This window comes from Vreelandella maris (assembly GCF_013371085.1).
Taxonomy (GTDB): Bacteria; Pseudomonadota; Gammaproteobacteria; order Pseudomonadales; family Halomonadaceae; genus Vreelandella; species Vreelandella maris.
In genome coordinates, this window is sequence record NZ_JABWCV010000010.1 from 34,580 (window position 1) to 59,228 (window position 24,649).

Consider the following 24,649-nt stretch of genomic DNA (forward strand, 5'->3'; position numbering starts at 1 on the left):
AGTACTAATGAACTGCATCGAACTAAGCCAACAAGCCAATAGCATCGCCAGCTCCTTCAGCAAGCAAGATCTCGCCAGGTTGGTTGTGGCGCTGAAGGGTAATCGTGAGTCACTGCAACATGCGGTTGAGGTTATCGACACGGTGGATAGTCGTTCAGGCTACACACTGGAAGAAGCCTGGGATGAAGTGCTCGCGGGAGACTCTCAACTTCGTATTGAAGATGAAGAGTAAAATAGAACAATTGCTTAAATAACTCTTAGCCCCCTTATTGATATAAGGGGGCTTTTTATTAGTTTTATAAACGATTAAGCATTGGCTACGGGTGTAAAAGGCAGCGATGTGTCCCGGTGTTGTTCAAAGTAACTGTTAAAACGTTCATCTGCATCGTCGCCAAATAATACCCGGCAGGCTTCTTTCAGACCGTTTGAATGGCGCAACTGCTCATGGGGCACAACCAGCGAGACCTTGGCACGACGGCGTAGAAAGTCTTCAAGCTGAGTGATCATTTCGTGATCGCGGGCATGCTCAAGCTCACAGCGAATGTACTCAGTGCCCTCGATTAGGATTTCACCCTGGGCAGGATCCTGGCGGATTTTTTCCAACATCTGAATAGCCTGGTCGGCATAACGCCGCCAGAGCCGTGTGGAGAGCAGCTCAGATGAGGTCTGGGCGGTCATGGCATCCAGGTTCATGCGCTTGGCCTGATCCATAAACTGCTGCTTGACGGGGTTGGGTGGTTCGCCGTACCAGTGGAATTTAGGGTCTGTGAGGGTAACGCCCAACTGACTGATCTCTTCGGCAATTTCATCCCCCACATTCAAGCAATCGGTCAGCTTGCCGCCAAAGATACTGATATGTGCACTTTCGGCATTGGTATCGACTACATGCTTGCGTGATAGCTGCAGGAAGTCGCGATCGTTGCCTTGATCATCCTTGATCGCTAATGGCCGTACGCCGCAGCGGGTAGAAATAATATCGTCTTGGCTCAATGGCTTGGTCAGGGTCAGACGCTTGTTGATATTTTCCAGCACAAAGGCGATATCGTCAGCGGTAACCTCCACCTCCGGGTGCTCCATATGGGTATCGGTAGTACCGATGCAGGTACGGTTACCCATGGGAATGACAAAGAATAATCTGCCATCGTCAGCAAAAAACGCCAGCACCCGCTGGGAATCCGTTAATTGCGGAACGATGAGGTGAATACCTTTGGAGTAGAGGTGGTGGTGAGTGGTTTTTTGGCCGGTCAGCTCATTATGCTGATCCACCCACGGGCCGGCCGCATTGATGAGTACCTTGGCGCGTATATCGAAGGTGCTGCCATCCATCACGTTGCGTGCCTTGGTCACCCATAGGCCATCCTGGCGCTCGGCGCCGAGTGACTCGACGTAGTTGGCGGCAATCGCCCCATAGTTAAGCGCTTGGCGAACAAAGTTGAAGACAAATCGAGCGTCATTATCGTGCAGGTAGGCGTCGGAATATTCGAAACCGCCAACGGCACCCTCAATATCGATGATGGGCTCTTCCTGCTTGATTTTATTCGGCGAGAGCAGGCGCGGCAGTTTGGTGAAGCCGTTGCCCATCAGCCAGTAAAGCCAGGTGCCCGCCCACAGGTAGCGTGGAGAGTGGCGGAAGCCTTTTGAAATTGTGGTCAGGAAACGGATCTCCTGCACCGTGGAAGGGTAACTCTTGATCAAGTGATTGCGGCTTTTGCATAGTTTGCGAACCAGTGCAAAATCCTTGCTTTCCATGTATTTGATGCCTCCCCATACCAGGTTGGAGGAGTGCATGCTGGTACTGCCGGCGAAGTCGCCGCGGTCAATTAGTGCAACTTTTGCGCCTTTACCAGCCAGCGCTGCTGCGGTGGCCGCGCCATTGATGCCGCCGCCGATAATCAGAGCATCAAAGGTTTCGTTAGGTAACTTTTCAATGTTTCTATTTCGCAGTTTCATAGCGGATCCAATTAACCAATCAATAGCCCGGTTGCAGTGGGTGTTCTCTCTTTTGCTCTGGCATACCGCCAATGAAACCCTTGGTAGGGCGGGCAGTCGCCCGCCCTGCAAGCTTTGACGCGTAGTTTTCCTAAACTTAGTTATTAAGCTTAGTTATTCTTGGCGCGTACCGGCGGCCATCCAGGCTTCCATCATTTCATCGTAAGGAATGGTGGTGCCTTGCGGCATTTCGTTATCCAGCTTGGCTTTCGGGGCGCCTTCCTGATCCAGCCAGACCTGTGGGTCCTGCTCTTCGTTAAGTACAGGCGCGTAGCTGTCGAAGACGTTAGCGCGGGCCAAACGGTTCATGGTGCTGTCCAGGTCTGCCGCTAGCTTGTCGAGACCTTCCTGGGGTGTGACTTCACCACTCATGACCGGTGCAAGGTTCTGCCACCACAGTGGTGCCATGCGCGGATAGTCAGGTACGTTCGTACCGGTCGGTGTCCAGTTGGATTCGTTGGGGCTGCGGTAGAACTCCACCAGGCCACCCAGCTTGGGTGCCATTTCGGTCATCTGCTCAGAGAAGATGTCAGACTCACGAATCGGCGTTAAACCATGCATGAGTTTTTCCAGCGAGGTGGTTTTTGCCACGGTGAACTGGGCAAACAGCCAGGCGGCGGTGCGGCGGTCTTCGGGCGTTGAGTCAAAGAATGTCCATGCTCCTACGTCCTGGTAGCCAACCTTCATACCCTCTTCCCAGTAGGGGCCGGTGGGGGAAGGAGCCATGCGCCACAGCGGGTTGCCTTCATCATCGGTCACGGCAACGGAGGGGTCGGTCATGTCAGCTGTGAACGCGGTGTACCAGAAAATTTGCTGGGCAATATGGCCTTGCGCGGGCACGGGGCCTGCTTCACCAAAGGTCATGCCCTGCGCTTCTTCAGGCGCGTAATCGCGTAGCCAGTCGACGGCTTTCTGCATCGCAAACACGGAGGCCGGTGAGTTGGTAGCACCGCCACGGCTAACGCTGGCGCCTACCGGCTGGCTATCTTCATTGACGCGGATACCCCAGTCATCCACCGGGTTGCCGAAGGGAACCCCTTTGCTGCCCATGCCCGCCATGGAGAGCCAGGAGTCGTGGAAACGCCAACCTAGTGACGGATCACGACGACCGTAATCCATGTGACCGTAAATCTTGGTGCCGTCTATCTCGCCGACATGCTCGGTGAAGAACTCGGCGATATCTTCGTAAGCGGTCCAGTTGGTTGGTACGCCGAGCTCGTAGCCGTAGATTTCCTTAAACTGGGCCATCAGGTCGGGATCAGTGAACCAGTCATGGCGGAACCAGTAAAGGTTGGCGAACTGCTGAGTCGGTAGTTGGTAGATGCTGCCATCTGGGCCGGTACCGTATTGCAGGCCGATGAAGTCATCCAAGTCTAGCGTGGGCAGGGTATAGTCGGCCCACTCGTTCTCCATCGCTTCAGAGAGGTTAATGGTGGTGCCATAGCGGATATGCGTGCCAATGGAGTCGGTATCGTTGACGAAACCGTCATAGATGCTGTTGCCCGACTGCATCTGGTTCTGCATGGTATCCACGACATCACCTTCACCAATGATGTTGTGGGTCACGTTAATGCCGGTCAGCTCGCTAAAGGCTTCTGCCAACACTTCACTTTCATACACGTGAGTAGTGAGACCTTCGGCCACGGTTTGAATGTCCATGCCACGGAAAGGCTCGGCAGCCTTGGCAAACCACATCAGCTCTTCGATCTGCTCGTCACGGCTTAGCGTCGAGTTCTGGAAGTGCTCGTCGACCAAGCGTTCAGCAATGGCGCGGGCATCCTGTTCCTGCGCTGACAGCGTACCCGATGCCAGTAACAGACCGGCGGCGAGGGTTGTCAGTTTGAACTTAGTCAGACTGGACTTGTTGTAGTGCTTTTGCATGGTGACCTCGTTTTGTTGTGTTCTTCCCTGATGGCTTGGCCGTCCTTGATACCGAATAACGCTGGCGAGCTTTTTTTCGAAACCCTGCTAAGGGCTATCCCCAGCGCATTAAAACCAGTAGCCATACGGCTGATACCGCTAGTGCGATCCAGATGGATAATGAGGTGAAACCAATCACTCCCAGGTGGATAAAGGCCGCCGAGAGCAGGCCGATAAACAGCCGGTCTCCGCGAGTAGTGGCAATGGGCAGGAACCCCTTGCGCTCTATGGTGGGAGACAGAATCTCCCATATTGTCATCCCCGCCAGCATGGCAGCGATTGATGAAAAGAATATGGCGGTGGGCATGGTCCATACCATCCAAGACATGGTGCGCTCTCCTCAGGTACGGCCTAGGGCAAAGCCCTTGGCGATATGGTTACGGACGAAATAGACCACCAGAATGCCGGGAATAATGGTCAGTACACCGGCGGCGGCCAGGGTGCCCCAGTCAATTCCGGAGGCTGTCGAGGTCCGCGTCATGATCATGCCAATCGGCTGGGCATCGGTGGCTGTTAGCGTGCGTGCCAGTAGCAGTTCCACCCAGGAGAACATGAACAGGAAGAACAGCGTGACGCCGATCCCGGAGCGGATCATCGGAATGAAAATTTTGACGAAGAAGCGCGGAAAGCTATAGCCGTCGATATAGGCGGTTTCGTCGATCTCCTTAGGCACGCTGCTCATGAAGCCTTCCAGAATCCAGATCGCCAGCGGAATATTGAACAGGCAGTGGGCCAGCGCGACAGCAATGTGGGTGTCGAAAAGGCCCACCGAGTAGTAGAGCTGAAAGTAGGGCAGCAGAAAGACGGCGGGGGGAGCCATCAAATTGGTCAGAAGCCAGAAGAACAGGTGCTTGTCGCCGATAAAGGTGTAGCGGCTAAAGGCATAGGCGGCCGGAAGCGCCACACAGATAGTGATCAGCATATTCATGGCTACGTAAAGCATCGAGTTGACGTAGCCCATGTACCAGCTTGAGTTGGTGAAGATGCCAATATAGTTGTCAAAGGTCAGGTTTTGCGGCCACAACGTCATCGAGCCGAGAATTTCGCTGTTGGTCTGCAGCGACATGTTGATCAGCCAGTAAATGGGCAAAATCATCAGCGCCAGATAAAGGCCAAGCAGTATACGTGAGCGCCAATGCGCCCGAGCAGTGCGGTTACGCCGCTTGGTAGATGAAACTTTGCTAAAAATCGTGTTGTACTTTTCACCGCGCTGGGTGTTTTCGAGTTGGTAGCTCATGTTAAGCACCTCCATGCGGGGGCTTGTCTTTCTGCATGTGCATGATGGTGGTGTAGAACACCCAGCTCACCAGCAGAATGACAAGGAAGTAGATCAGCGAGAACGCGGCAGAAGGGCCCAGGTCCTGCTGGCCGATCGCCATGGTGGCCAGCGACTGACTCAGGAAAGTTGTCGAGCTACCAGGGCCGCCGCCGGTCAATACGAAGGGCTCGGCGTAGATCATGAACGAGTGCATGAAGCGCAGCAGGACGGCAATAACGAGCACGTTGGTGAGCTTGGGCAACTGAATATAGCGAAACACTGCCCACTTGGAGGCACGGTCGATACGTGCAGCCTGATAGTAGGCTTCAGGAATCGAGCGCAGGCCGCTGTAGCAAAGCATTGCCACCAGCGGGGTCCAGTGCCATACATCCATTAGCACGATGGTTACCCAGGCATCGCTGGCGTCACCGGTGATATTGTAGCTGATGCCCAGTTCGCGCAGCCCCCAGCCCATTAAGCCAATATCGCCACGGGTAAAGATTTGCCAGATGCTGCCCACGACGTTCCAAGGGATCAGCAATGGCAGGGTAATTAATATCAACACCGCCGAGGCCTGCCAGCCGCGTTTGGGCATGATCAGGGCAATCCCTATTCCCAGCGGAATCTGGATAGCCAGAATAATCAATGAGAACGAAATCTGGCGCAGAAACGCCGCTTGTAGCGCCTCATCGTTAAGCATGGTTTTAAACCACTCGGTGCCAGTGAAAAAGCTGGCGTTAGGGCCGAGCACATCCTGCACCGAGTAGTTGACGACGGTCATCAGTGGAATGATGGCGGAAAACGCTACCAATACCAGCATGGGAAGCACCAGCAGCCACGCTTTGTTGTTGGGTACCTTGTTATTCATGGCCGGTCTCCACGAGGTATTCATCAATATAGAGGGCGAGTTTTGCTGTATCGAACTCAGCAAACGCCGCTTCTCCCACGGGTGAGTGCCCTTCGGGAAGGCGTGCCTTGAAGGTTTGTCCGTTGAGCTTATAGGTCAGCAGGGAGTAAGTGCCGAGATCCTGCACACTGATGACCTCGACGGGCAAGCTTTCAGTGCTTGGGCTTGCGCTAATGTCGATAAACTCGGGACGGATACCCAGCTTGATGTTGTTACTGCTGGCATGCGCAATGGCACGTTTGATCGATTCACTGACCGGCAGTGATTGGTTGCCGAACATGGCCTGTTCATCTTGATACTTGACGGCCATGAAATTCATGCCGGGACTACCGATGAAATAGCCTACAAAGGTGTGGGCCGGGCGTTCAAACAGCTCCCGTGGCGTACCGAACTGCACCACTTGGCCGTCATACATCACGGCTATTTTGTCGGCGAAGGTCGACGCCTCCAACTGGTCGTGGGTGACGTAGATCATGGTGATATTGAAGCGCTCGTGAATCTCCTTGAGCTTACGGCGCAGCTTCCACTTTAGCTGTGGGTCGATTACCGTCAGCGGCTCATCAAACAGAATGGCCGTCACGTCATCGCGCACCAAACCGCGCCCCATAGAGACTTTCTGCTTCTCATCCGCGGTCAGGTTCTTCGCCTTGCGGTTCAGCAGTGGCGTCAGTTCCAAAATGTCAGCGACTTCCAGTACCTTGGGTTTCACCCGATACTCGGGAGTATTCATATTGCGCAGGGGAAAGGCGAGGTTGTCGAACACCGTCATGGTGTCGTAGATCACCGGGAACTGAAAAACCTGGGCAATATTGCGCTCTTCGGGGGGGAGTTCGTTAACTCGCTGACCGTCAAAAAGGACGTCACCCTCTGAGGGTTCAAGCAGGCCGGAAATGATATTGAGCAGCGTCGATTTACCGCAACCCGATGGCCCCAAGAGCGCATAGGCACCGCCTTGATGCCAAACGTGATCCATCTGCCGAATAGCGTAATCCGCTGCACCCTTGGGCGTTTTTTCATAGGAGTGCGCCAGACCCTTTAAAGTGATCTCAGCCATGGGCAGCTCCTCCTTGACTTACAGGAATATGAACCGTGTGTCCCTGTTTGTCGAAGGCGTAAAGTTGATGGGTGGGGAAGTAAACCTTCAGGGGTTCATTAACACTAAACTGGTGGATGCCTGCTAAGTGCAGCACTAAGGGGAAGCGCTCGTGGTGAACATGCAGGAAGGTTTCAGAACCGCTGATTTCAGCTACATCCACATGGACATCCAGCGCCAGGTCATCGGCTCGTTGTGGTTGCAGGGTGAGGTGTGAAGCACGGACACCAAAATCATAGTCACCTGGCTCTAAGCGCTTTAGCTTGTCATCGCAGGGAAAGTGTAACGTTTGATCGAAAGTGATTTCGGTATCGGTAAGCCGACCGGGAACAATGTTAATTGGCGGCTCGGAGAACATCTCGGCGCTGAAGCGGCCGTTTGGCTCCCGGTAAACCTGTTCGGTAGGGCCATACTGAAGCAATCTGCCTTCATGCAGTACCGCGGTGTTTCCACCCAGCGCCAGCGCCTCATTGGGCTCGGTGGTGGCATACACCGCGATGCAGTTGCGTGCTTTGAAGAGATCACGCAGCTCATCGCGCAGCTCTTCGCGGAGCTTGTAATCCAGGTTGACCAGCGGTTCATCAAATAGAATTAAGTCGGCATCTTTGATCAAGGCCCGCCCCATGGCAGTACGCTGCTGTTGACCGCCGGAAAGCTCTTGCGGGTAGCGGTTAAGCAAGTGTTCGATATGCAGCATTTCAGCAATTTCGCCAACACGCTTATCAATCTCGCTTTTTGGGTGTTTGGCCAGTTTCAGTGGCGACGCAATGTTGTCGTAAACGGTGAGGCTGGGATAGTTGATAAACTGCTGGTACACCATGGAGACGTTGCGCTTGCGCACGGAAACGTTCGTGACGTCCTTGCCATCCATGATGATCTTTCCGCGGGTAGGGGGCTCAAGCCCCGCCATAAGACGCATTAGAGTGGTTTTTCCGGCCAGCGTCCGCCCTAGCAGCACATTGAATGAGCCTGGCTCAAGCGCTAAGTCTATTCCACTGATATGAGGCACACCGTTAACGATGTGATCGATATTTTGCATATGTAAGGACATGCCGATCTCGCTAGCGTCATTGTTATTGGAGCATGCTATTAGAAAGGCGACAAAATAGGTGAGTCCGCTTTCGTTTACGAAAGGCTAGTTGATCATTTGCGAACTTGCAACGCGTTTTTGGGCGATAGGACTAGGCATTTAGGCGTAGAAAGCGAACACAAAAAAGCCGACTACTGTCGCGCAGTAGTCGGCTATGCCTATCAGTAACTTACTGAATAATAGTGGTTACTTAACGTTTTCTTCTTCCTGCTGTGGTGCAGGTGTTGTTTTGCCGTTGTGATCGATCAGCGTGGACTTGTTCTTGGCAAATGCGTCGTAGGCAAAATCATCCACGGTGAGCATTTCCAGAACCTCGGCCTCAAAGGTGCGCATGAAGTCGGCATCTTCTTCATTGATCAGACCTTTTTCCAGACCGGCCTCTACACGTGCCTCTGGATGCAGCGCCGTTTGCGGGAGTTCGCCTTTGGCATATGCCTTGTTCAATGTGCGGTAGATCGCTTCGGCGCGGTCATAATCGACCAACAAAGCGTTGTAGCGCGCCAGTGGGTTGCGCTGTTCGCCGTCGTCTGTATCCCAGGTGTTTTCCAGCAACTTCGTGCGTAGGGCGCTGTGTGTAGAAACACGCTTAGCGATATCCCGCGCCAGGTCATCATGGGGTTTATTCCAACGGCGGCCGGTCGGCATCACTACGGCGTTGAGGGTTTTACCCAGGGCGCGGTTGGGTAGATTATCGAAAATCTCCACAAACGCCTGTTCTGCACGCTGAAGCAGGAAACGACAGCTGTAGTGCAGCAGCGCTTCTTCGCCTTCTACTTTACTGCCCGCTTGCCACTGCTTGAGCACCATGGAGGTCAGATAGAGATTAGAAAGCACATCCCCCAGCCGGGCGGAGATCATTTCGCGTTTCTTCAGCGCTGAGCCCAGGCTTGCCATAGCTGCGTCGGCACATAGGCCAAAGCCAGCGGAAAGGCGGGCAATATCCTGAGCATAGATGGTGGCTGGGCCATCAAAGGGAACGCTGGATTTGCCGATGCCAAAGCCGAGGGTAAAGGCGCGCGCGGCGTTACCAAAGATCAAGCCCGCGTGGCCAAAGAAGGCTTTATCGAACGCCTTCATGTCATTGGTGTCTTTTGCAGCCAGCTCTTCAAGCACGTAAGGGTGGCAGCGGATCGCGCCCTGACCAAAGATCATCAGGTTGCGGGTCATGATATTGGCGCCTTCCACGGTAATTGCTACCGGGTTGGCGCTATAGCCGATACCGAGGTAGTTGCGCGGGCCTAGTGTCACCGCCTTGCCACCGTGAACATCCATGGCATCACTAAGCAGCACGCGCTGGAACTCGGTCAATTGACTTTTCAGAATGGCTGAGGGCACTGCAGGCTTTTCGCCATGATCGATCATGTTGGCGGTTTGATACACAGTGGCCTGGGAGATATAGGCCAGCGCTGCCATGCGGGCAAGGGGCTCTTGCACACCTTCCATTTCGGCCACCGGCACGTTGAACTGGCGACGTACGCGAGTGAAGCCGCCGCTCCAACCCAAGGCGTAGCGTGCGGTACCAGTAGCGCCGGAGGGTAGCGTGATGCAGCGGCCGATAGACAGACACTCCACCAGCATCCGCCAGCCCTGGCCGATCATGTCCGGGCCGCCAATGATGGTGTCCAGCGGTACAAAGACATCTTTGCCGATAATCGGGCCATTCATGAACGGGCTGCCGATAGGATGGTGGCGGCGGCCGATTTCCATGCCGTCGGTATCGCGGGGAATCAACGCCAGGGTTATACCGCGATCCTCTTCGTCACCCAGCAATTTTTCAGGGTCGAACAAACGAAAGGCCAAGCCAACGACGGTGGCGATGGGCGCCAGCGTGATCCAGCGTTTTTCGAAGTTAAGGCGTAGGCCAAGTACTTCTTCGCCGTTAATGGTTTGCTTGCAGACAACGCCGGTGTCGGGCAGTGATGTGGCATCAGAGCCAGCGCGGGGGCCGGTGAGGCCAAAGCAAGGAATCTCGCGGCCATCGGATAAGCGCGGAAGGTAGTGATCTTTCTGCGCTTGGGTACCGTATTTAAGCAACAGCTCGCCAGGGCCCAAGGAGTTAGGTACACCCACGGTGACCATCAAGGTTTCGTTGGCGGAGAGCTTTTGCAGCACCATGGATTGCGCTTTGGCCGAGAAGCCCAGGCCGCCGTACTCCTTCGGAATGATCATGCCGAAGAAGCCCTCTTTTTTCAGGTAGTCCCAAAGCTGCTGGGGCAGGTCGGCGCGCTCTTGGGCGATATCCCAGGCGTTACACATACCAGCAGCTTTGGCACACTGATTGGCTAAGAAAGCTTTTTCATCGTCGCGCAAGCCTTCGTCTTTAAATGCGAGCAGCTTTTCCCACTGGGGTTTACCCGAAAATAGCTCACCGTCCCAGGAGACGCTGCCTGCTTCCAGGGCCGTGCGCTCGGTGGCGGATACTTTGGGCGCCACTTTTTTAAAGGTGGCGAATAGGCGCGGCGTGAGCCATTTGCGACGCAAGGCGGGCAGGCCTGCCACGGCGACAGCGGCGGCGCCAATCAAAAGCAGAACGCCGATCACTTCAGCGTCTAACAGCAGGCCGACAAGGCCCAATACGCCAAGCACCACAAGCGCCGCGGGGGCGCCTGCTTCGCGACGCATGACCACGAGCAGGCCACCAATGGCGAGCACGATAAGGAGTAGGGTGAGCATAGTAGTTCTCTCTGTTTCAGGCCTATAACGACAGCCTGCTGTTGTTAATGAGCGCGTTAATCGAACACTTGTTTGAATATTGGCAGATAGGCGCGGTTTTATGCAAGCCTTTAGGTATGTTTACACCCGGATGCCTTGTTAGATATAAAAAAATGCCATGGCGTGAAGCCATGGCATGTTGAGTGGCGAACAGAGGGACGAACAGAGGGAATGTTCAGGCGCGTTTGGCAGGCGCGCCGTTGGCGACGTAGTAGTCCACACTCGACCGGGGCAGCGGCTCATTACCCTTGATGCGGTCGGCGATCTTTTCCGCCAGCATGATGGTGGGGGCATTAAGGTTGCCGGTAGGAATCACCGGGAAGAGCGAGGCGTCGACCACGCGCAGACCTTCAATACCATGCACGCGCCCCTGGCCGTCGGTGACCGCCATCTCGCCTTCGCCCATTCGGCAACTGCCGCAGGGGTGATAGGCGGTTTCGGCATGCTGTTTGACGAAGGCGTCGAGTTCGGCGTCGGACTGCACGTCCGGTCCCGGCGCTATTTCACGACCGCGGTACTTCTCAAAGGCTGGCTGGGCGATGATATCGCGAGTCAGGCGGATCGCATCACGGAACTCTTGCCAGTCTTTCTCTTTGGCCATGTAGTTAAACAGGATGCTGGGCGCCGCGTGTGGATCTTTTGACGTCAGGCGGATACGACCGCGACTTTCAGAGCGCATTGAGCCGACGTGGGCCTGGAAACCGTGGGCCTGCACCGCGCTCTTGCCGTTGTAGCTGATGGCGATGGGAAGGAAGTGGTACTGAAGATTTGGCCACTCCTCTTCATCCCGGCTGCGGATAAAGCCACAGGATTCAAACTGATTGCTGGCGCCAACGCCGGTGCCATTGAACAGCCATTCGGCACCGATCTTGGGCTGGTTGTACCACTTCAAGGCCGGGTAGAGCGAGATGGGCTCTTTACACTCGTACTGAATGTACATTTCCAGGTGATCCTGGAGATTCTCACCCACGCCAGGCAGGGCGTGAACCGTCTCGATATTCAGTTCGTTCAGCAGTTCCGGGTTGCCGATACCCGAGCGCTGAAGAATTTGTGGAGAGGCAATGGCGCCACCGCATAGCAGCACTTCGCGGCGTACATAGGACTGGTGTTTTTCGCCTTTCTGCTCATAGCGAACACCCACCGCGCGCTTGCCTTCAAACTCGATCACATCGGTAACGGCATGAGTTTCGATGGTCAGGTTGTGGCGCTTCTTGGCGGTGTCCAGGTAGCCTCGGGCAGTGGATGCGCGGCGGCCTTTGGGCGTTACAAAACGGTCCATGGGCCCGAAGCCTTCCTGCTGGTAGCCGTTGACGTCTTCGGTTTCCGGGTAGCCTGCTTGTTTGCCAGCTTCAATAAAGGTGCGGTAAAGCGGGTTGTTATCCGCTTTGGGCGTGGTCACGCTGACCGGGCCTTCGCCGCCGTGATAGCTGTTGGCGCCGATGTCGCGGGTTTCGCACTTTTTGAAGTAGGGCAGGCAGCTCAGGTAGTCCCAATCTTCGAGACCAGGCTGCTTGGCCCAGTTATCGTAATCAAGTGCATTGCCGCGGATATAGCACATGCCATTAATCAGTGAGGAGCCGCCCAGGCCTTTGCCGCGTCCACACTCCATGCGGCGGTTATCCATATACGGCTCGGGGTCGGTTTCGAAGGCCCAATTGTAGCGCTTTCCCTGAAGCGGGAAGGCGAGGGCGGCAGGCATTTGAGTGCGGAAATCTAGGCGGTAGTCCGGCCCACCCGCTTCTAGTAGCAGTACGCTGACGTTGCTGTCTTCGGTGAGGCGAGTCGCGAGTACGTTGCCCGCCGAACCTGCACCGATAATGATGTAATCAAATTCGCGTGGTTGAGACATAGAGTCTCCTTTAGAAATCTTGCTGAGTCGAGGAAGGGAGCCGGTAGGCATAAAAGCGAAGCGTCTTTTTCAGGGCCGGAAAGTGCTCCATGCGATTCCGGCATTCCCGCCATCCTTGGCGGTCAGATGAAAAAAGCCGAGCGCCCATGGATGGGTTCACAGCGTCTTCGTGTTATGCCTACCGGCGGAGCTTAGTGCTGAAAGTTAAAACACTGACTCAAACGGCCCCATCTCGATTTGAACTGACTTGGTCTGGGTATAGTGGTTAAGCGTCTCGATACCATTCTCGCGACCAATACCCGACTCTTTATAGCCGCCTACCGGCATCTCGGAAGGTGACTCACCCCAGGTATTGATCCAGCAGATACCGGCTTCCAACTGATGAATGACGCGGTGGGCGCGATTCAGGCTCTCGCTGAAGACACCTGCGGCTAGGCCATAGTGGGTGTCGTTGGCGCGGCGAATGACTTCCGCTTCGTCATCAAAGGCGAGTACTGACATCACCGGGCCGAAGATCTCTTCGCGCACAATGCGCATTTCGTCGGTACAGTCGGTGAAGATCGTTGGTGCAGCCCAGGCGCCATCGGCAAAGCTGCCAGTGTTCCAATCGTCGCCGCCTACGAGCAGACGAGCACCTTGCTCCTTGCCCAAAGCAATGTACGAAAGTACTTTTTCTTGATGTTCAAAGCTAACCAGCGGGCCAAAGTTGACGCTCGGGTCCATCGGGTCGCCTGCTTTGATGCGCTTGACGCGTTCTACCAGCTTGGCTTCAAAGGCCTCTTTAACGCTGCGCTCAACAAATACCCGCGTGCCGTTGGTGCAGATTTGGCCGCTGGAGTAGAAGTTGGCCATCATGGCGGCGTCTGCGGCGCGGTCAAGGTCGGCATCCGCGAAGACCAGCAGCGGCGATTTGCCACCTAGTTCCATGGTGACGTCTTTTAGCGTCGAGCTAGCGGCGGCGGCCATGACTTTCTTGCCGGTTCCCGCTTCGCCGGTGAACGATACCTTGGCGATTCCGGGGTGCTCAGTGAGCATGGCGCCTACGCGGCCATCGCCCTGTACCACGTTAAAGACACCGTTGGGCAGGCCAGCTTCGGTAAAGATTTCCGCCAGTTTCATCACGGTGAGTGGCGTGACTTCACTGGGCTTGAACACCACCGCGTTGCCTGCGGCCAGTGCCGGGGCGGCTTTCCAGCAGGCGATTTGAATGGGGTAGTTCCAGGCGCCAATCGCACCAATTACGCCGAGCGGCTCGCGGCGGGTATACACGAAAGAAGTGTCGCGTAGGGGAATCTGGCTGCCCTCAATGGCAGGCGCTAAGCCAGCGTAGTACTCCAGCGCATCTGCGCCGGTAACGATATCGACGCTAGCTGTTTCGCTGATCGGTTTGCCGGTATTGCGGGTTTCCAGCTCGGCAAGCTCGTCATTGCGCTCTCTCAATAGCGCAACGGCGCGCAATAGGATGCGCGAGCGCTCCATGCCGGTCATTGCAGCCCATTCTCGCTGGCCCCGCTGAGCAGCTTCTACGGCCGTGTCGACATCCGCTTGGCTGGCTTGACCAATCGTGGCAAGCAGGCTGCCATCAAAAGGGTTGGTGACAGTGAAGGTGTCGCCTGATGAGGCGTCTACCTGGCGACCATCAATATAGAGTGGCTGTACGTTTTGAGCGGCCATGTCGGTCTCCATGAATAAGAAAATTAACGGTAAATGTTGGATGCTTTCGTAGTGCATCCATGATGAGCAAAAAGCTGGTCGAGATAGGTGTGCGCAAGGTGGCGGGCTTCTGCCGCGTCAAGACCTTCAGGCGTCAGGGCGCCACGCAGCCATAGGCCATCAATCATGGCCGCCAATCCGCGGGCCGCGTTACGGGCCTCGGTGTGGGGCATGACGCGTTTAAACTGGTGACATAAATTGCTGTAAAGGCGGCGATCATTGACGTTCTGCAACCGCTGCAACATCGGTTTATGCATGCTGCTGGCCCAGAAGGCTAACCAGGTTTTAGCGGCAGGGCCGGTGACCTGGGTGCGATCAAAATTGCCCTCGATAATGGCGCCGATATACGCACGCGGGGAGTCATCTTCCAACGCATGGCGGCGCACTGCCACGGCCTTGGTAAGATCAGTCAGAATTTGCCGCATGGTGGCCTCGAGCAGGCCGTCTTTACCGCCAAAATAGTGACTAATAATACCCGCTGAAACCCCCGCATGGCGTGCAATACGCATTACGGTGGCTTCTGCCAGACCGACTTCATCAATGGCTGCCATGGTCGCGTTGATCAACTGCTGGCGGCGTATCGGTTCCATTCCCACCTTTGGCACAGCGTTCTCCTAATTCGTTGAATGCCTAACTTGGGTAGATGCTTGAAACCCAGGCGCAGGCATGATTACCTAACCATGATGGCATTTTTTTATTGAACGTTCAATCAATAAAAAGACGCCGACATTTACACTGGATGCGACCACTGCCACCACTGAGTGTTCGCAGCAGACGTTTAAGGGGAACCACGATCATGAGCAGAACTTCTTCACGCTACGCAGGTGCTTTATTGCTGGCAGCAGGCCTACCGGCTGTGGCTTACGCCGACGAGTGCAGCAGCGTGCGCTTTGCAGAAGTGGGCTGGACGGACATCACCGCGACGACGGCGCTAGCCAGCGAAGTACTTGAAGGGCTTGGTTACGAACCAAGCGTGGATACGGTTTCCGTGCCGATCGCCTACGCAGGCATGCGCAACAATGATTTTGATGTCTTCCTGGGTAATTGGATGCCTTCGATGGCTTCCATCAGCGACCCCTATATCGAGCGTGGTGAGGTTGAGCGCCTGGTGGCTAACCTGGAAGGGGCGAAGTACACCCTCGCAGTGCCCCAGTATGTTTACGATGCTGGCGTGACATCGGTTAACGATCTGGCGGATCATGCCGACAAGTTTGATCGCAGCTTGCATGGCATAGAGGCGGGTAACGACGGCAACGAGATGATCGAGCAGATGATCGATGATGACGCTTATGGCCTTGGCGATTGGCAGGTAATCGATTCCAGCGAAGCGGGAATGCTGGCTGAGCTAAGTGCCCGAGTACCCAACGAGCAGTGGATGGTGTTTTTAGGCTGGGAGCCGCACCCCATGAATTCCAACTTCGAGATGGCCTACCTATCTGATGCCGATGACTATTTTGGCCCAGATTTAGGCGGTGCGACGGTGCACACCAATACCCGTGCGGGCTTTGTGGAGGAGTGCCCCAATGTGGGCACGCTATTGCGCAACATGACATTTAACCTGGAAATGGAAAACCAACTAATGAGCGCGATCATGGATGATGGCGAAGACCCCCGTGATGCCGCGCGTGATTACTTGAAGGCCAATGATGGCGTGCTTGACGAGTGGTTAGACGGCGTGACCACTCGCAACGGCGAGCCTGGGGCTGAAGCCGTGCGTACTGCTATTCAATAAGTCAATTTCGATACGCTTTGTTAACTAGCAGGGCAAGCCGGAATCCGGCTTGCCTTTCATCGTTAAGATAGGCATAATCTGCACCCGTTGATGAGGAAAGGCTACGTAGCTCAGCTGGTTAGAGCACATCACTCATAATGATGGGGTCCCCTGTTCAAATCAGGGCGTAGCCACCACATCAGCATTAGCACACTTATTTAACAACCGAGTGTGCCGTTATGGTGGCCCCTTAGGTCCTCCCGCAACGCTAAACTGCGAACCCCGCCAGGCCCGGAAGGGAGCAACGGTAGTGGTGGCTGCGTGTGCCGGGATGTGGCTTTTGGGGCCGCCTCCATTTCTTGTCGTCCTCTCCTCAATTTAGCTTAAATTGCAAAAGCTTGGCACAGTCTATTTCTTAGTAACATTACTACGAAAATGATGACGCAATATATCGCCGCAAGCTTCGCCACCCTACCTTAAAAAATGTTTAAGTTCGCTAGTCCCGAAAAAGACTACATGTAAACGGTAGTATATTCTCTGGAATCCGTTCATTTGACCAATACTCCATAACTGCCAGCCGCGTTAAGTTGGCCGTGCATTTTTATCTCCTCACACCTAGTTTATAAAAATTCTACATTTTCAATGTGTCGCGCTATATTTTTTCAAGAGAGGCGATCACCAAATCAGGCAAGAAATGGACAGAATTGTGCAATGCGCTTCAGTCTTATTGAAGCTAATAATGTATGTGTTGGTGACAAGTCTAACTAGCTTGGAGCCAAAAAAATGTAATGAAATACCAGATAGCTGGGTGAGAAGGAGATGGAGTTTGAAATGGGTTCGCCGCCGAATTAAAAATGTATTGGCTGTTGGTCTTAGTGACAGGCTTTTTCTTGTAATGAGGCGTTTTAGCAGGCGTTGACGCTTAAGCTACATGGGCCTTCATCATCCGTAGAGGCGCTTTCGTGAGTACCTTTTCAGCTGAGGGAGTGGAACAACACTAGTTAAGCAAATTAAGCAAAAGGAGTAAAATTATGAAAATTTTAAATGCGGCATTAATTATTACATTAGCGCTTATCTCAGGTGTAGCACTCGCTGAGAGGGGATCGGTTGAAGATAGAAGAGTTGTTTATTCCGAATCGAAATCTCCGCAACAAGGCAGCGACACACGAAGTTTAACACCCTCTGAGTTGCCTGTCAGAAACCCTTAAGCGAAACAGCCTGATCTGATATGTTCAGTAGTGCCGGGCAAACCTAGAGTTATTAGGGCTGCCCGGAATTTGAATGGTTTCATTAAAAAGCCGCATATTAGGTTTTAATTCATACCGTTAGTGAGCCGTTATAGAAAAACCTATTTGATTAAATATTTGGTAGAAAGTCAGAAGACGTTCTTTCCTATTAAATAATACTCTGTAATCTTGATAGCAGATTATGAATAGCCTCTATTTATTGATAAGGCTTATGCATAGTTTTTAATAAATATGAGATTTATGCAGTTTACTGCGTAAAAGAATACTCTTCAACTGCTCTGGATAATAATAATTTATCTTAATTGAAGTTTTATTTTTTACTAAAAAGCTGTGGAGGTCTCTCGCTTTTCGGGTAAGAAAGTTATCCTGCTTTGCCCATTTACAAAGGGATAGTTTGCACGCCGTCATAAGTGGCACGTTCTATTATTGTAATGTGCGCACCACAATTTTCTGCCTCTCGCTTGAGGCTCCCCTACGAACTGGACGCCTGATATAGAGCCTAAATGCCCATCCGCTGGTAGTTTGAATGGCTGAGAAAGCGGGACGAGCAGCAGTGAAATGAGAGGACTCATCGTCTGCGCACGCGCCTCAATGCCTAGTTCTGAATCGCCCCGGATATTTTAGACACCCGTTAGGCTCTTGAAGTAACGCCTTTCATACTCAACCGGTGACAAGTTATCACTTGTGCCGTGTCGGCGCTTTGGGTTGTAAAACATTTCAATGTAATTGAACACGTCACATCTAGCCGCTTCGCGTGTCGAATAAGTCTGTCGCTTGATTCGCTCTCGCTTGAGAAGTTGAAAGAAGCTTTCAGCAACGGCGTTGTCATGACAGTTACCACGTCGGCTCATGCTGCCTACCAAGTGATTCGCTTTCAGAAAGCTTTGCCAGTCTCCACTGCTAAACTGGCTTCCTTGACGCCCTTCTAAGTGTCAAGTGGCGATTTGCGTCTGGTTGATCTCCCGATGACGGCTGCGCAGCACATAATAGAGCTCCCGGGCAATATAGCGTTTCAGACATCGGATGGCTTCCAGCTTGGAGTGGCCCTCTCCCACCCGCCGGGCAATGTATGCCTGAGTATCGGCATCCAGGCGTAGCCGCCCGATGGCGATGATATGCAGCGCACTATTGGCGGCGCGATCGCCACCACGGTTGAGCCGGTGTCGCTGCGTCTTACCTGACGAGGCAGGAATAGGACTAACGCCACATAGCGCCGCAAAGCTGGCTTCTGAGCCAAGGCGGTCCGGATTGTCGCCTGCCGTGATCAGTAGCTGTGCGGCCGTCTCGTAGCCTACTGCCGTTCGCGACACCAACTTTGGTGCCAGCTCATCGACGATAGCCTTGATCATGACGTCCAAATCGGCAATCTCGTCGTGCAGTTCCAGGTAGCGGCGCGCGAGAGATTTCAGGGCAATGCGGTAAGCCATCGTGACATCCCGGTACCCGTTCAAATCGGGTCGCCATGCCGCCAGTGTCCGAAGCAGCTGCATTCGCGTCATGTTCCTCAACAGATCGCGCAGTTCCTCTGGCGCCGAGACCACTTGAGTCTGGATCATCTGGAGGGCCACACGGCGAGCCGCGACCGCAGTTTTTCGGCAAACCTTCAGGACACGCAAGGACTCGATCATCCCGTCACGTGTCTTCGGGGTGACAGTGCGAATACCCGCATAGGCCGCATGAGCGGCATTCTCTGCATCGATTGCGTCATCCTTGCCGCGCTTGCGCCGTACGGTCTTATCGGGTGTCGTGACTTCCAAGATAGTGATGCCTGCGTGCTGTAAGTAGCGCAGCAGGCCAGCTCCATAGGTGCCGGTGCATTCAATCCCCACCCGGCTGAGCTCGCCGAAGGAGCGCATCCAGGTCAGCATAGTCTTGTAGCCATGCCGGGTGGTAGGAAAGCTGGCGGTGCCAAGCACACGGTCATGGGCATCCACGACGGCGGCCATATGCAGCTCTTTGTGGGTATCAACACCGCCGATAATGACAGAGCGATCACTGGGTTGCTGACTCATGGTGGATCTCCAAGCTATTTATTCAGGATGGCTTCACCGAGTTCGATAGCCTGGACACGACAGTAATGAGACAGGCTGTCAGGCCCTTCTTGGGTCACATGCTTCGACGAGGCGAAACCTCGCCGCCAGTGCTCCCGGGTCACCGACAGGTCCAAGGAAAGACACACTACCCGGGTCGATCGGAATGTGGGTCAGGAGACCCGGGAGCCCTCACGGCACCAGGTCTTCAGAATAGGTCAATTACTATAAGTGCCGGATCAACCCAGAAACACCTGGCACCTTGTAGTCTTACTATCCGAATGCACCATCACCGTTCCTTGTGGCTTGCGTCGCCAGACTGCTGATAACAAAGCATCCAGTACCAACTCCGTGGTCATGCGAGACTTCATCGACCAGCCAACCACTTGACGAGAAAACAGGTCGATAACTACCGCTAAGTAAAGCCAGCCTTCGTAAGTGCGGATGTACGTGATGTCCGTCACCCAAGCAACATTGGGCGCTGTTACTTCAAACTGACGGTCTAAATAGTTAGGGGATACAACAGCCGGTTTTCCACCGCCATAGCCGCCAGGGCGACGTCGATAGCCCGTCTGAGAGCGTAAACCTTCCCTACTCATAAGACGCGCCACACGGTGCTTTCCACAAGCTTCACCAGCTTCACGCAAGTCCTGGTAGACCTTGCGATAGCCATATACACCGCCGCTTTCAAGCCAGGAGTGCTTGATCAATCCCAGCAGGCGCTCATCTTCCCGAGCTCGATTAGAGAGCGCTTTTTTACACCATGCGTAGTAACCGCTGGGATGCACTTCCATCATCTGACACAAGCGACGTACCGAATATTGGCTCGCATAATTTTGAATAAACGCGTACCTCAGTCGGACTCCCTGGCGAAGTACGCGGTGGCCTTTTTTAATATGTCTCGCTCTTCTGATACGCGCTTGAGTTCGGCCTTCAAACGACGGTTTTCAGCTTGGAGATCATCATCCTCTTGCCGTTGTTCTACCGGCTTATCGTAGCGCTTAATCCAGTTGTATAGGCTGTGACCTGACACGCCTAGCCGCTCAGCGACCTCGGCCACGCGATGGCCGCGCTCTACCACCTGTTTGACGGCTTCGATTTTGAACTCTTCAGTGTAGCGGGGATGGCTCATGGTTCCTCCTAGATACCTTTAGTATAAGGGCTGGAGGTGTCTATGAAACCTGGGGCGATTCAATGCGCTGCGACCGGATTGCTTTGATGCATGCCGGGTGCGTATTGGCTACCGACACCCCTGAGAAGCTACTAGCGTCGCGTGGCTTACCCACACTAGAAGCTACCTTTATGGCGTACCTGAAAGAGGCTAGCAAGTTAGAGGAAGCCGAGTCCGAAAAGCCGACAACTGCCTCTCTAGAATCGCACCCGGCGACCCGGTCTGGCAGGCTGACCGTTAGCCTGCGCCGAATGTTCAGTTACACCCACCGAGAGACTCTGGAGCTACGTCGCGACCCGATACGCGCTACGCTGGCGCTGCTGGGTAGTCTGATCCTAATGTTTATCATGGGTTATGGCATCAATATGGATGTCGAACATCTGACCTATGCCGTGCTCGATCGTGACCAGACCACGACCAGCCAAGCCTATTCTCTCAATCTAACGGGATCGCGTTACTTCACTGAGAAGCCTCCTCTGACCGACTACTCAGATGTACAGCAGCGTCTACGCAGCGGCGACATCAGCCTGGCGGTGGAAATTCCGCCAGGGTTTGGCCGTGATCTCAAGCGTGGCAATGTGCCCAAAGTTGCTTACTGGGTCGATGGTTCCATGCCGGTCAGGGCCGATACTATCAAGGGGTATGTCGAGGGGATTCATGCGGACACCTTGGCTCGCTTGAGCGAAGGGGCTGGAGCTTTTTCTCCTCCCGTCGAGATTGCCATTCGCTACCGCTACAATCCCGACGTTAGAAGTCTGCCAGCCATGGCCCCGGCGATGATCCCACTGCTGCTCATGTTGATACCTGCGATGCTGACTGCCTTGGGAGTCGTACGTGAGAAGGAGCTCGGCTCTATTATCAATCTCTACGTTACGCCGGTTTCTCGGTTGGAATTTCTGCTCGGCAAACAGTTGCCCTACATCATGCTGGCGATGATCAATTTCGTCACCCTGGTGGCGTTCGCCGTGTTGGCCTTTGGTGTGCCGGTGAAGGGTAGCCTGCTGACATTGAGCCTAGGCGCGCTGCTCTATGTCATCTGTTCCACGGGGATGGGATTGTTGATGTCATCGGTTCTGCATAGTCAGATTGCCGCTATCTTCGGTACCGCCATCGCTACACTGGTGCCTGCGATCCAGTTTTCGGGGCTACTCTCTCCAGTTTCCGCGCTGCAAGGGGGTGCGGCTGTCATTGGACATATCTATCCCACCAGCCATTTTTTGATTATCAGCCGAGGCGTGTTTTCCAAAGCGCTCAGTCTGGGAGATCTGACACCGTATTTTCTGGCCCTGCTGATCACCATCCCCGTACTGACGTTATTGAGTGTTTTGGGTCTCAGGAAACAGGAGCGCTGAGATGGCCAGGCTTGCCAATATTCTGCAACTGGGTATCAAAGAAATACGCAGCCTGTATCGCGACCCGGCTCTGATGTTACTGATCATTTACTCGTTCACTTTGGGGATCTACCTGAGTGCCACTGGCGAGCCGGAGGCGCCATTCCGAGCTAGCGTGGCCATTGTCGACGAGGATCGGTCTCAGGCATCCTTACGTATTGTTAATGCCTTTCAGCTTCCCTATTTTTTGCCGCCTGAATTTATCGATATTGGCCAGATGGATCGTGGCATGGATGCGGGGCGTTATACCTTTACACTTAATATTCCTCCTAACTTTCAGCGTGATCTGCTGGCCGCTCGACAGCCGACCATTCAGTTGAATGTCGACGCTACCCAGATCAGTCAGGCATTTACGGGAGCTGGGCATATTCAGCGGATTATCAGTGATGAGGTGGCCGATTTCATCGGAACATACCAGCACCCATCGCCGGGCCGCATTGAGGCAGTAGTTCGTGCTGAATTCAACGCTAATCTCAACCGAAGTTGGTTCGGCGCCATTAATGAAGCTATCAATCAAATCACCATGTTGTCGATTATCCTGACAGGAGCAGCGTTGATCCGTGAACGAGAGCACGGCACCATTGAGCATTTGTTGGTCATGCCGGTCACCTCGTTCGAGATCATGTTGGCCAAGGTCTGGTCGATGGGGTTGATCGTGCTGTTGGCTTCGGTCTTCGCACTACGCATCATCGTCGAGGGTTGGCTGCAAGTACCTCTTCGCGGCTCGCAGACGCTCTATCTTTTCGGCGCCACGCTACTGCTATTTGCGACCACATCAATGGGGATTTTCCTCGGCACGTTGGCGCGCTCAATGCCGCAACTGGGCCTGTTAATCATTCTGGTACTGATTCCCCTGCAGATTCTGTCGGGTGGGATGACCCCGCGTGAAAGCATGCCTGAGCTTGTGCAGCGCATCATGTTTGTCGCCCCGACCACTCACTTTGTCGAACTTGCTCAGGCCATTCTCTTTCGTGGCGCCGGATTGGGAATTGTCTGGCCGCATTTGTTGGCGCTGGCCATCATTGGCAGCGCGTTTTTTTTGGCCGCTCTGTTAAGGCTCAGAAAAGCACAAGAATGATCCCGCCCGCTACTTTTGGCGCGTTGTTTATGGCCGAACAAACCCTGGAGCAGGGGATCAACGGCAACGTAAATTAAGGCAACGTAAATCAATACAGCATTTATCAAGTAATCAGGTCAGCTCCATAAGTGGCCATGGACTAACGACTTAATAGAAGGGTAGTCCAGCCGCTCTGAGCCGTCCTTTTAGCCGCTCATTCTCCTCAAACAAGTCGGCGACCAGAGCTGCGAGTTCTGGAACAGCATCGAAATCGTACTCCATTTGGCGAAGGCGGCGAGCCCGAATAAGATCGTGGCTGGTGAATCGCCATTGAGAGACGTAGTGAGTTCTATCGCCGAGCATGCCGCTCTCGACCCGCTCTTTCACCCATTGCCTTTCTACGGCGCATGCATGCGCGAACTCTTCCAGTGTAAGGGTAGCTTCGTCGAGTATTTCACCATCGACTATGTTGTTTTCAACCATGATCTACCTCTTTTGCCGCGGGTTGAATGGTATATCACGCGCCATACTTTCATACAGTTGGCGTGCCTTATCGGTATTGGCCGGAGGTAATACCACGTTCAGGACGAAATAGAGATCACCAGGCTCAGAACAGGGAATACCTCGGCCTTTCAATCGTAACTTTCTACCGCTTTGGGAACCTTTGGGCACTTTCAGTTGAACCTGTCCAGAGGGTGTGGGTATCGTGAGAGACGTGCCGAGAGCTGCCTCCCAAGGTGCAATCAGCAGGGTTGCGAACACATCTTTGCCTTCCACGCGATAGTCGGGGTTCGGTGTAAAGTGTATTTCCAGATAAAGGTCACCGGCCTCGCCCCCACCTGCACCAGGGTGGCCTTGACCCGCTAAGCGGATATGCTGACCTTCAGTGATACCCTTAGGAATGCGCACATTGAGATTGTGCTGCTGAAGGTAGACATGTCCTTGTGGATCAGTCTGTGGCGCATGCAAAGTCACCGTGCGAGTTGCACCGTCATAGGCGTCGCGCAAGTCGATGAAAACTTTCGCATGACGATCCAATCCACGCATACGGTGATGTGATCTGGTGCCTCGCCGACCAACATGGCTAAACAGATCGGTGAAGAAGTCACTGAACTCACCAAGATCGACATCTTCGTAATTTCTGCCCGAGAACTCGAAACCTGCATCCCAATCTGGCGGCGGTCGGAACTCCTGCCCAGCACGATAATGCTCTCCCAGTTGGTCGTAAGCCGCTCGTTTTTCGGGATCGGTAAGCACCGCCTTAGCCTCATTGATTTCCTGCATACGCAGGGCAGCATCGGGCTCCTTGCTAATATCAGGATGATATTTGCGCGCCAACTTGCGATAGGCCTTCTTGATGTCGGGGATGGCGGTAGCTCTATCGATCCCAAGTATTTGATAATAATCTTTGAACTCCACGAATCACTCCATACATGTTCGAGGTTAGGTTAGCCAAAGTAGTCATTATGTTTTTTTAGTCGAGCCTATCGTACCTACGGGTCAAGAGTGCT

General features: G+C 54.0%; 19 protein-coding genes, 1 tRNA gene, 1 other RNA gene and 2 pseudogenes. 7 read left to right on the plus strand and 16 right to left on the minus strand.

The genetic code is table 11. From position 1 onward, the window contains the following. The first annotated feature begins 7 nt into the window (after positions 1-7). Entirely contained in the window at positions 8-232 is a 225-nt protein-coding gene (locus tag HUO07_RS10365; RefSeq protein ID WP_101145347.1) for a hypothetical protein, read from the plus strand. Between the two features lie 74 nt (positions 233-306). Here the strand turns inward: HUO07_RS10365 and HUO07_RS10370 are convergent, their stop codons facing one another. The 11 genes from HUO07_RS10370 to betI all read right to left on the minus strand — a co-directional run bounded on the left by HUO07_RS10370 (position 307) and on the right by betI (position 15,136). Continuing rightward, positions 307-1,950 (minus strand): glycerol-3-phosphate dehydrogenase/oxidase, encoded by a 1,644-nt coding sequence (locus tag HUO07_RS10370; protein ID WP_176303500.1) that lies wholly within the window; start codon positions 1,948-1,950, stop codon positions 307-309. 153 nt (positions 1,951-2,103) lie between these two features. Beyond that, positions 2,104-3,870 (minus strand): ABC transporter substrate-binding protein, encoded by a 1,767-nt coding sequence (locus HUO07_RS10375; protein ID WP_176303501.1) that lies wholly within the window; start codon positions 3,868-3,870, stop codon positions 2,104-2,106. 94 nt (positions 3,871-3,964) lie between these two features. Further along, positions 3,965-4,237: a DUF2160 domain-containing protein gene (locus tag HUO07_RS10380; protein ID WP_008956665.1), complete on the minus strand. Its 273-nt coding sequence runs from the start codon at positions 4,235-4,237 to the stop codon at positions 3,965-3,967. Positions 4,238-4,249: 12 nt separating this feature from the next. Continuing rightward, positions 4,250-5,146: a carbohydrate ABC transporter permease gene (locus HUO07_RS10385; protein WP_176303502.1), complete on the minus strand. Its 897-nt coding sequence runs from the start codon at positions 5,144-5,146 to the stop codon at positions 4,250-4,252. Between the two features lies 1 nt (position 5,147). Continuing rightward, a complete protein-coding gene (locus HUO07_RS10390) occupies positions 5,148-6,035 on the minus strand; it encodes a carbohydrate ABC transporter permease (RefSeq protein ID WP_101145344.1) in 888 nt (295 codons plus the stop codon). Beyond that, a complete protein-coding gene (locus HUO07_RS10395) occupies positions 6,028-7,128 on the minus strand; it encodes an ABC transporter ATP-binding protein (protein WP_176303503.1) in 1,101 nt (366 codons plus the stop codon). Before HUO07_RS10395 ends, HUO07_RS10390 begins: the two co-directional genes overlap by 8 nt. Then, entirely contained in the window at positions 7,121-8,218 is a 1,098-nt protein-coding gene (locus HUO07_RS10400; protein WP_176303504.1) for an ABC transporter ATP-binding protein, read from the minus strand. Before HUO07_RS10400 ends, HUO07_RS10395 begins: the two co-directional genes overlap by 8 nt. Positions 8,219-8,443: 225 nt before the next feature. After that, complete coding sequence (locus HUO07_RS10405) at positions 8,444-10,930, minus strand: acyl-CoA dehydrogenase (RefSeq protein WP_176303505.1); 2,487 nt, start codon at positions 10,928-10,930, stop codon at positions 8,444-8,446. Positions 10,931-11,144: 214 nt separating this feature from the next. After that, positions 11,145-12,818 carry a choline dehydrogenase gene (gene betA, locus HUO07_RS10410; protein WP_176303506.1) on the minus strand — a complete coding sequence of 558 codons (1,674 nt, stop codon included), beginning with the start codon at positions 12,816-12,818 and terminating at the stop codon, positions 11,145-11,147. A 204-nt stretch (positions 12,819-13,022) separates the two neighbouring features. Continuing rightward, positions 13,023-14,492 (minus strand): betaine-aldehyde dehydrogenase, encoded by a 1,470-nt coding sequence (betB, locus tag HUO07_RS10415; RefSeq protein WP_176303507.1) that lies wholly within the window; start codon positions 14,490-14,492, stop codon positions 13,023-13,025. 23 nt (positions 14,493-14,515) lie between these two features. Beyond that, entirely contained in the window at positions 14,516-15,136 is a 621-nt protein-coding gene (gene betI, locus HUO07_RS10420; RefSeq protein WP_176303508.1) for a transcriptional regulator BetI, read from the minus strand. A gap of 191 nt (positions 15,137-15,327) precedes the next feature. Here betI and HUO07_RS10425 point away from each other — a divergent pair, with 191 nt between their 5' ends. From HUO07_RS10425 to HUO07_RS10440, 4 genes are all read left to right on the plus strand, one after another. Then, positions 15,328-16,263: a choline ABC transporter substrate-binding protein gene (locus HUO07_RS10425; protein WP_176303509.1), complete on the plus strand. Its 936-nt coding sequence runs from the start codon at positions 15,328-15,330 to the stop codon at positions 16,261-16,263. A 99-nt stretch (positions 16,264-16,362) separates the two neighbouring features. Further along, positions 16,363-16,439 (plus strand) — tRNA-Met (locus tag HUO07_RS10430). A 52-nt stretch (positions 16,440-16,491) separates the two neighbouring features. After that, an RNA gene (ffs, locus tag HUO07_RS10435) (signal recognition particle sRNA small type) lies at positions 16,492-16,588 on the plus strand. A gap of 685 nt (positions 16,589-17,273) precedes the next feature. Continuing rightward, the gene (locus tag HUO07_RS10440) at positions 17,274-17,450 is read left to right on the plus strand and encodes a hypothetical protein (RefSeq protein ID WP_176303510.1); all 177 of its coding nucleotides are present in this window, start codon (positions 17,274-17,276) and stop codon (positions 17,448-17,450) included. A 659-nt stretch (positions 17,451-18,109) separates the two neighbouring features. Here HUO07_RS10440 and HUO07_RS10445 read toward each other — a convergent pair. From HUO07_RS10445 to HUO07_RS10455, 3 genes and pseudogenes are all read right to left on the minus strand, one after another. Further along, positions 18,110-18,406: pseudogene (locus tag HUO07_RS10445) on the minus strand (IS3 family transposase); the annotation flags it as partial. 15 nt (positions 18,407-18,421) lie between these two features. Then, on the minus strand, positions 18,422-19,501 hold the full coding sequence (locus HUO07_RS10450) for an IS110 family RNA-guided transposase (protein ID WP_176303511.1): 1,080 nt from the start codon (positions 19,499-19,501) through the stop codon (positions 18,422-18,424). 293 nt (positions 19,502-19,794) lie between these two features. Further along, positions 19,795-20,651: pseudogene (locus tag HUO07_RS10455) on the minus strand (IS3 family transposase); the annotation flags it as partial. A gap of 86 nt (positions 20,652-20,737) precedes the next feature. On the opposite strand from HUO07_RS10455, the gene HUO07_RS10460 reads away from it, so the two are divergent. Next, on the plus strand, positions 20,738-22,042 hold the full coding sequence (locus tag HUO07_RS10460; RefSeq protein ID WP_422822683.1) for an ABC transporter permease: 1,305 nt from the start codon (positions 20,738-20,740) through the stop codon (positions 22,040-22,042). A 1-nt stretch (position 22,043) separates the two neighbouring features. Next, positions 22,044-23,159, plus strand: a complete 1,116-nt coding sequence (locus tag HUO07_RS10465) for an ABC transporter permease (RefSeq protein ID WP_176303512.1) — start codon at positions 22,044-22,046, stop codon at positions 23,157-23,159. A 147-nt stretch (positions 23,160-23,306) separates the two neighbouring features. Here the strand turns inward: HUO07_RS10465 and HUO07_RS10470 are convergent, their stop codons facing one another. Both HUO07_RS10470 and HUO07_RS22135 read right to left on the minus strand, forming a co-directional pair. Beyond that, positions 23,307-23,621 (minus strand): chaperone modulator CbpM, encoded by a 315-nt coding sequence (locus HUO07_RS10470; RefSeq protein WP_176303513.1) that lies wholly within the window; start codon positions 23,619-23,621, stop codon positions 23,307-23,309. A 3-nt stretch (positions 23,622-23,624) separates the two neighbouring features. Next, the gene (locus HUO07_RS22135; RefSeq protein ID WP_176303514.1) at positions 23,625-24,557 is read right to left on the minus strand and encodes a DnaJ C-terminal domain-containing protein; all 933 of its coding nucleotides are present in this window, start codon (positions 24,555-24,557) and stop codon (positions 23,625-23,627) included. Between the last annotated feature and the right edge of the window lie 92 nt (positions 24,558-24,649).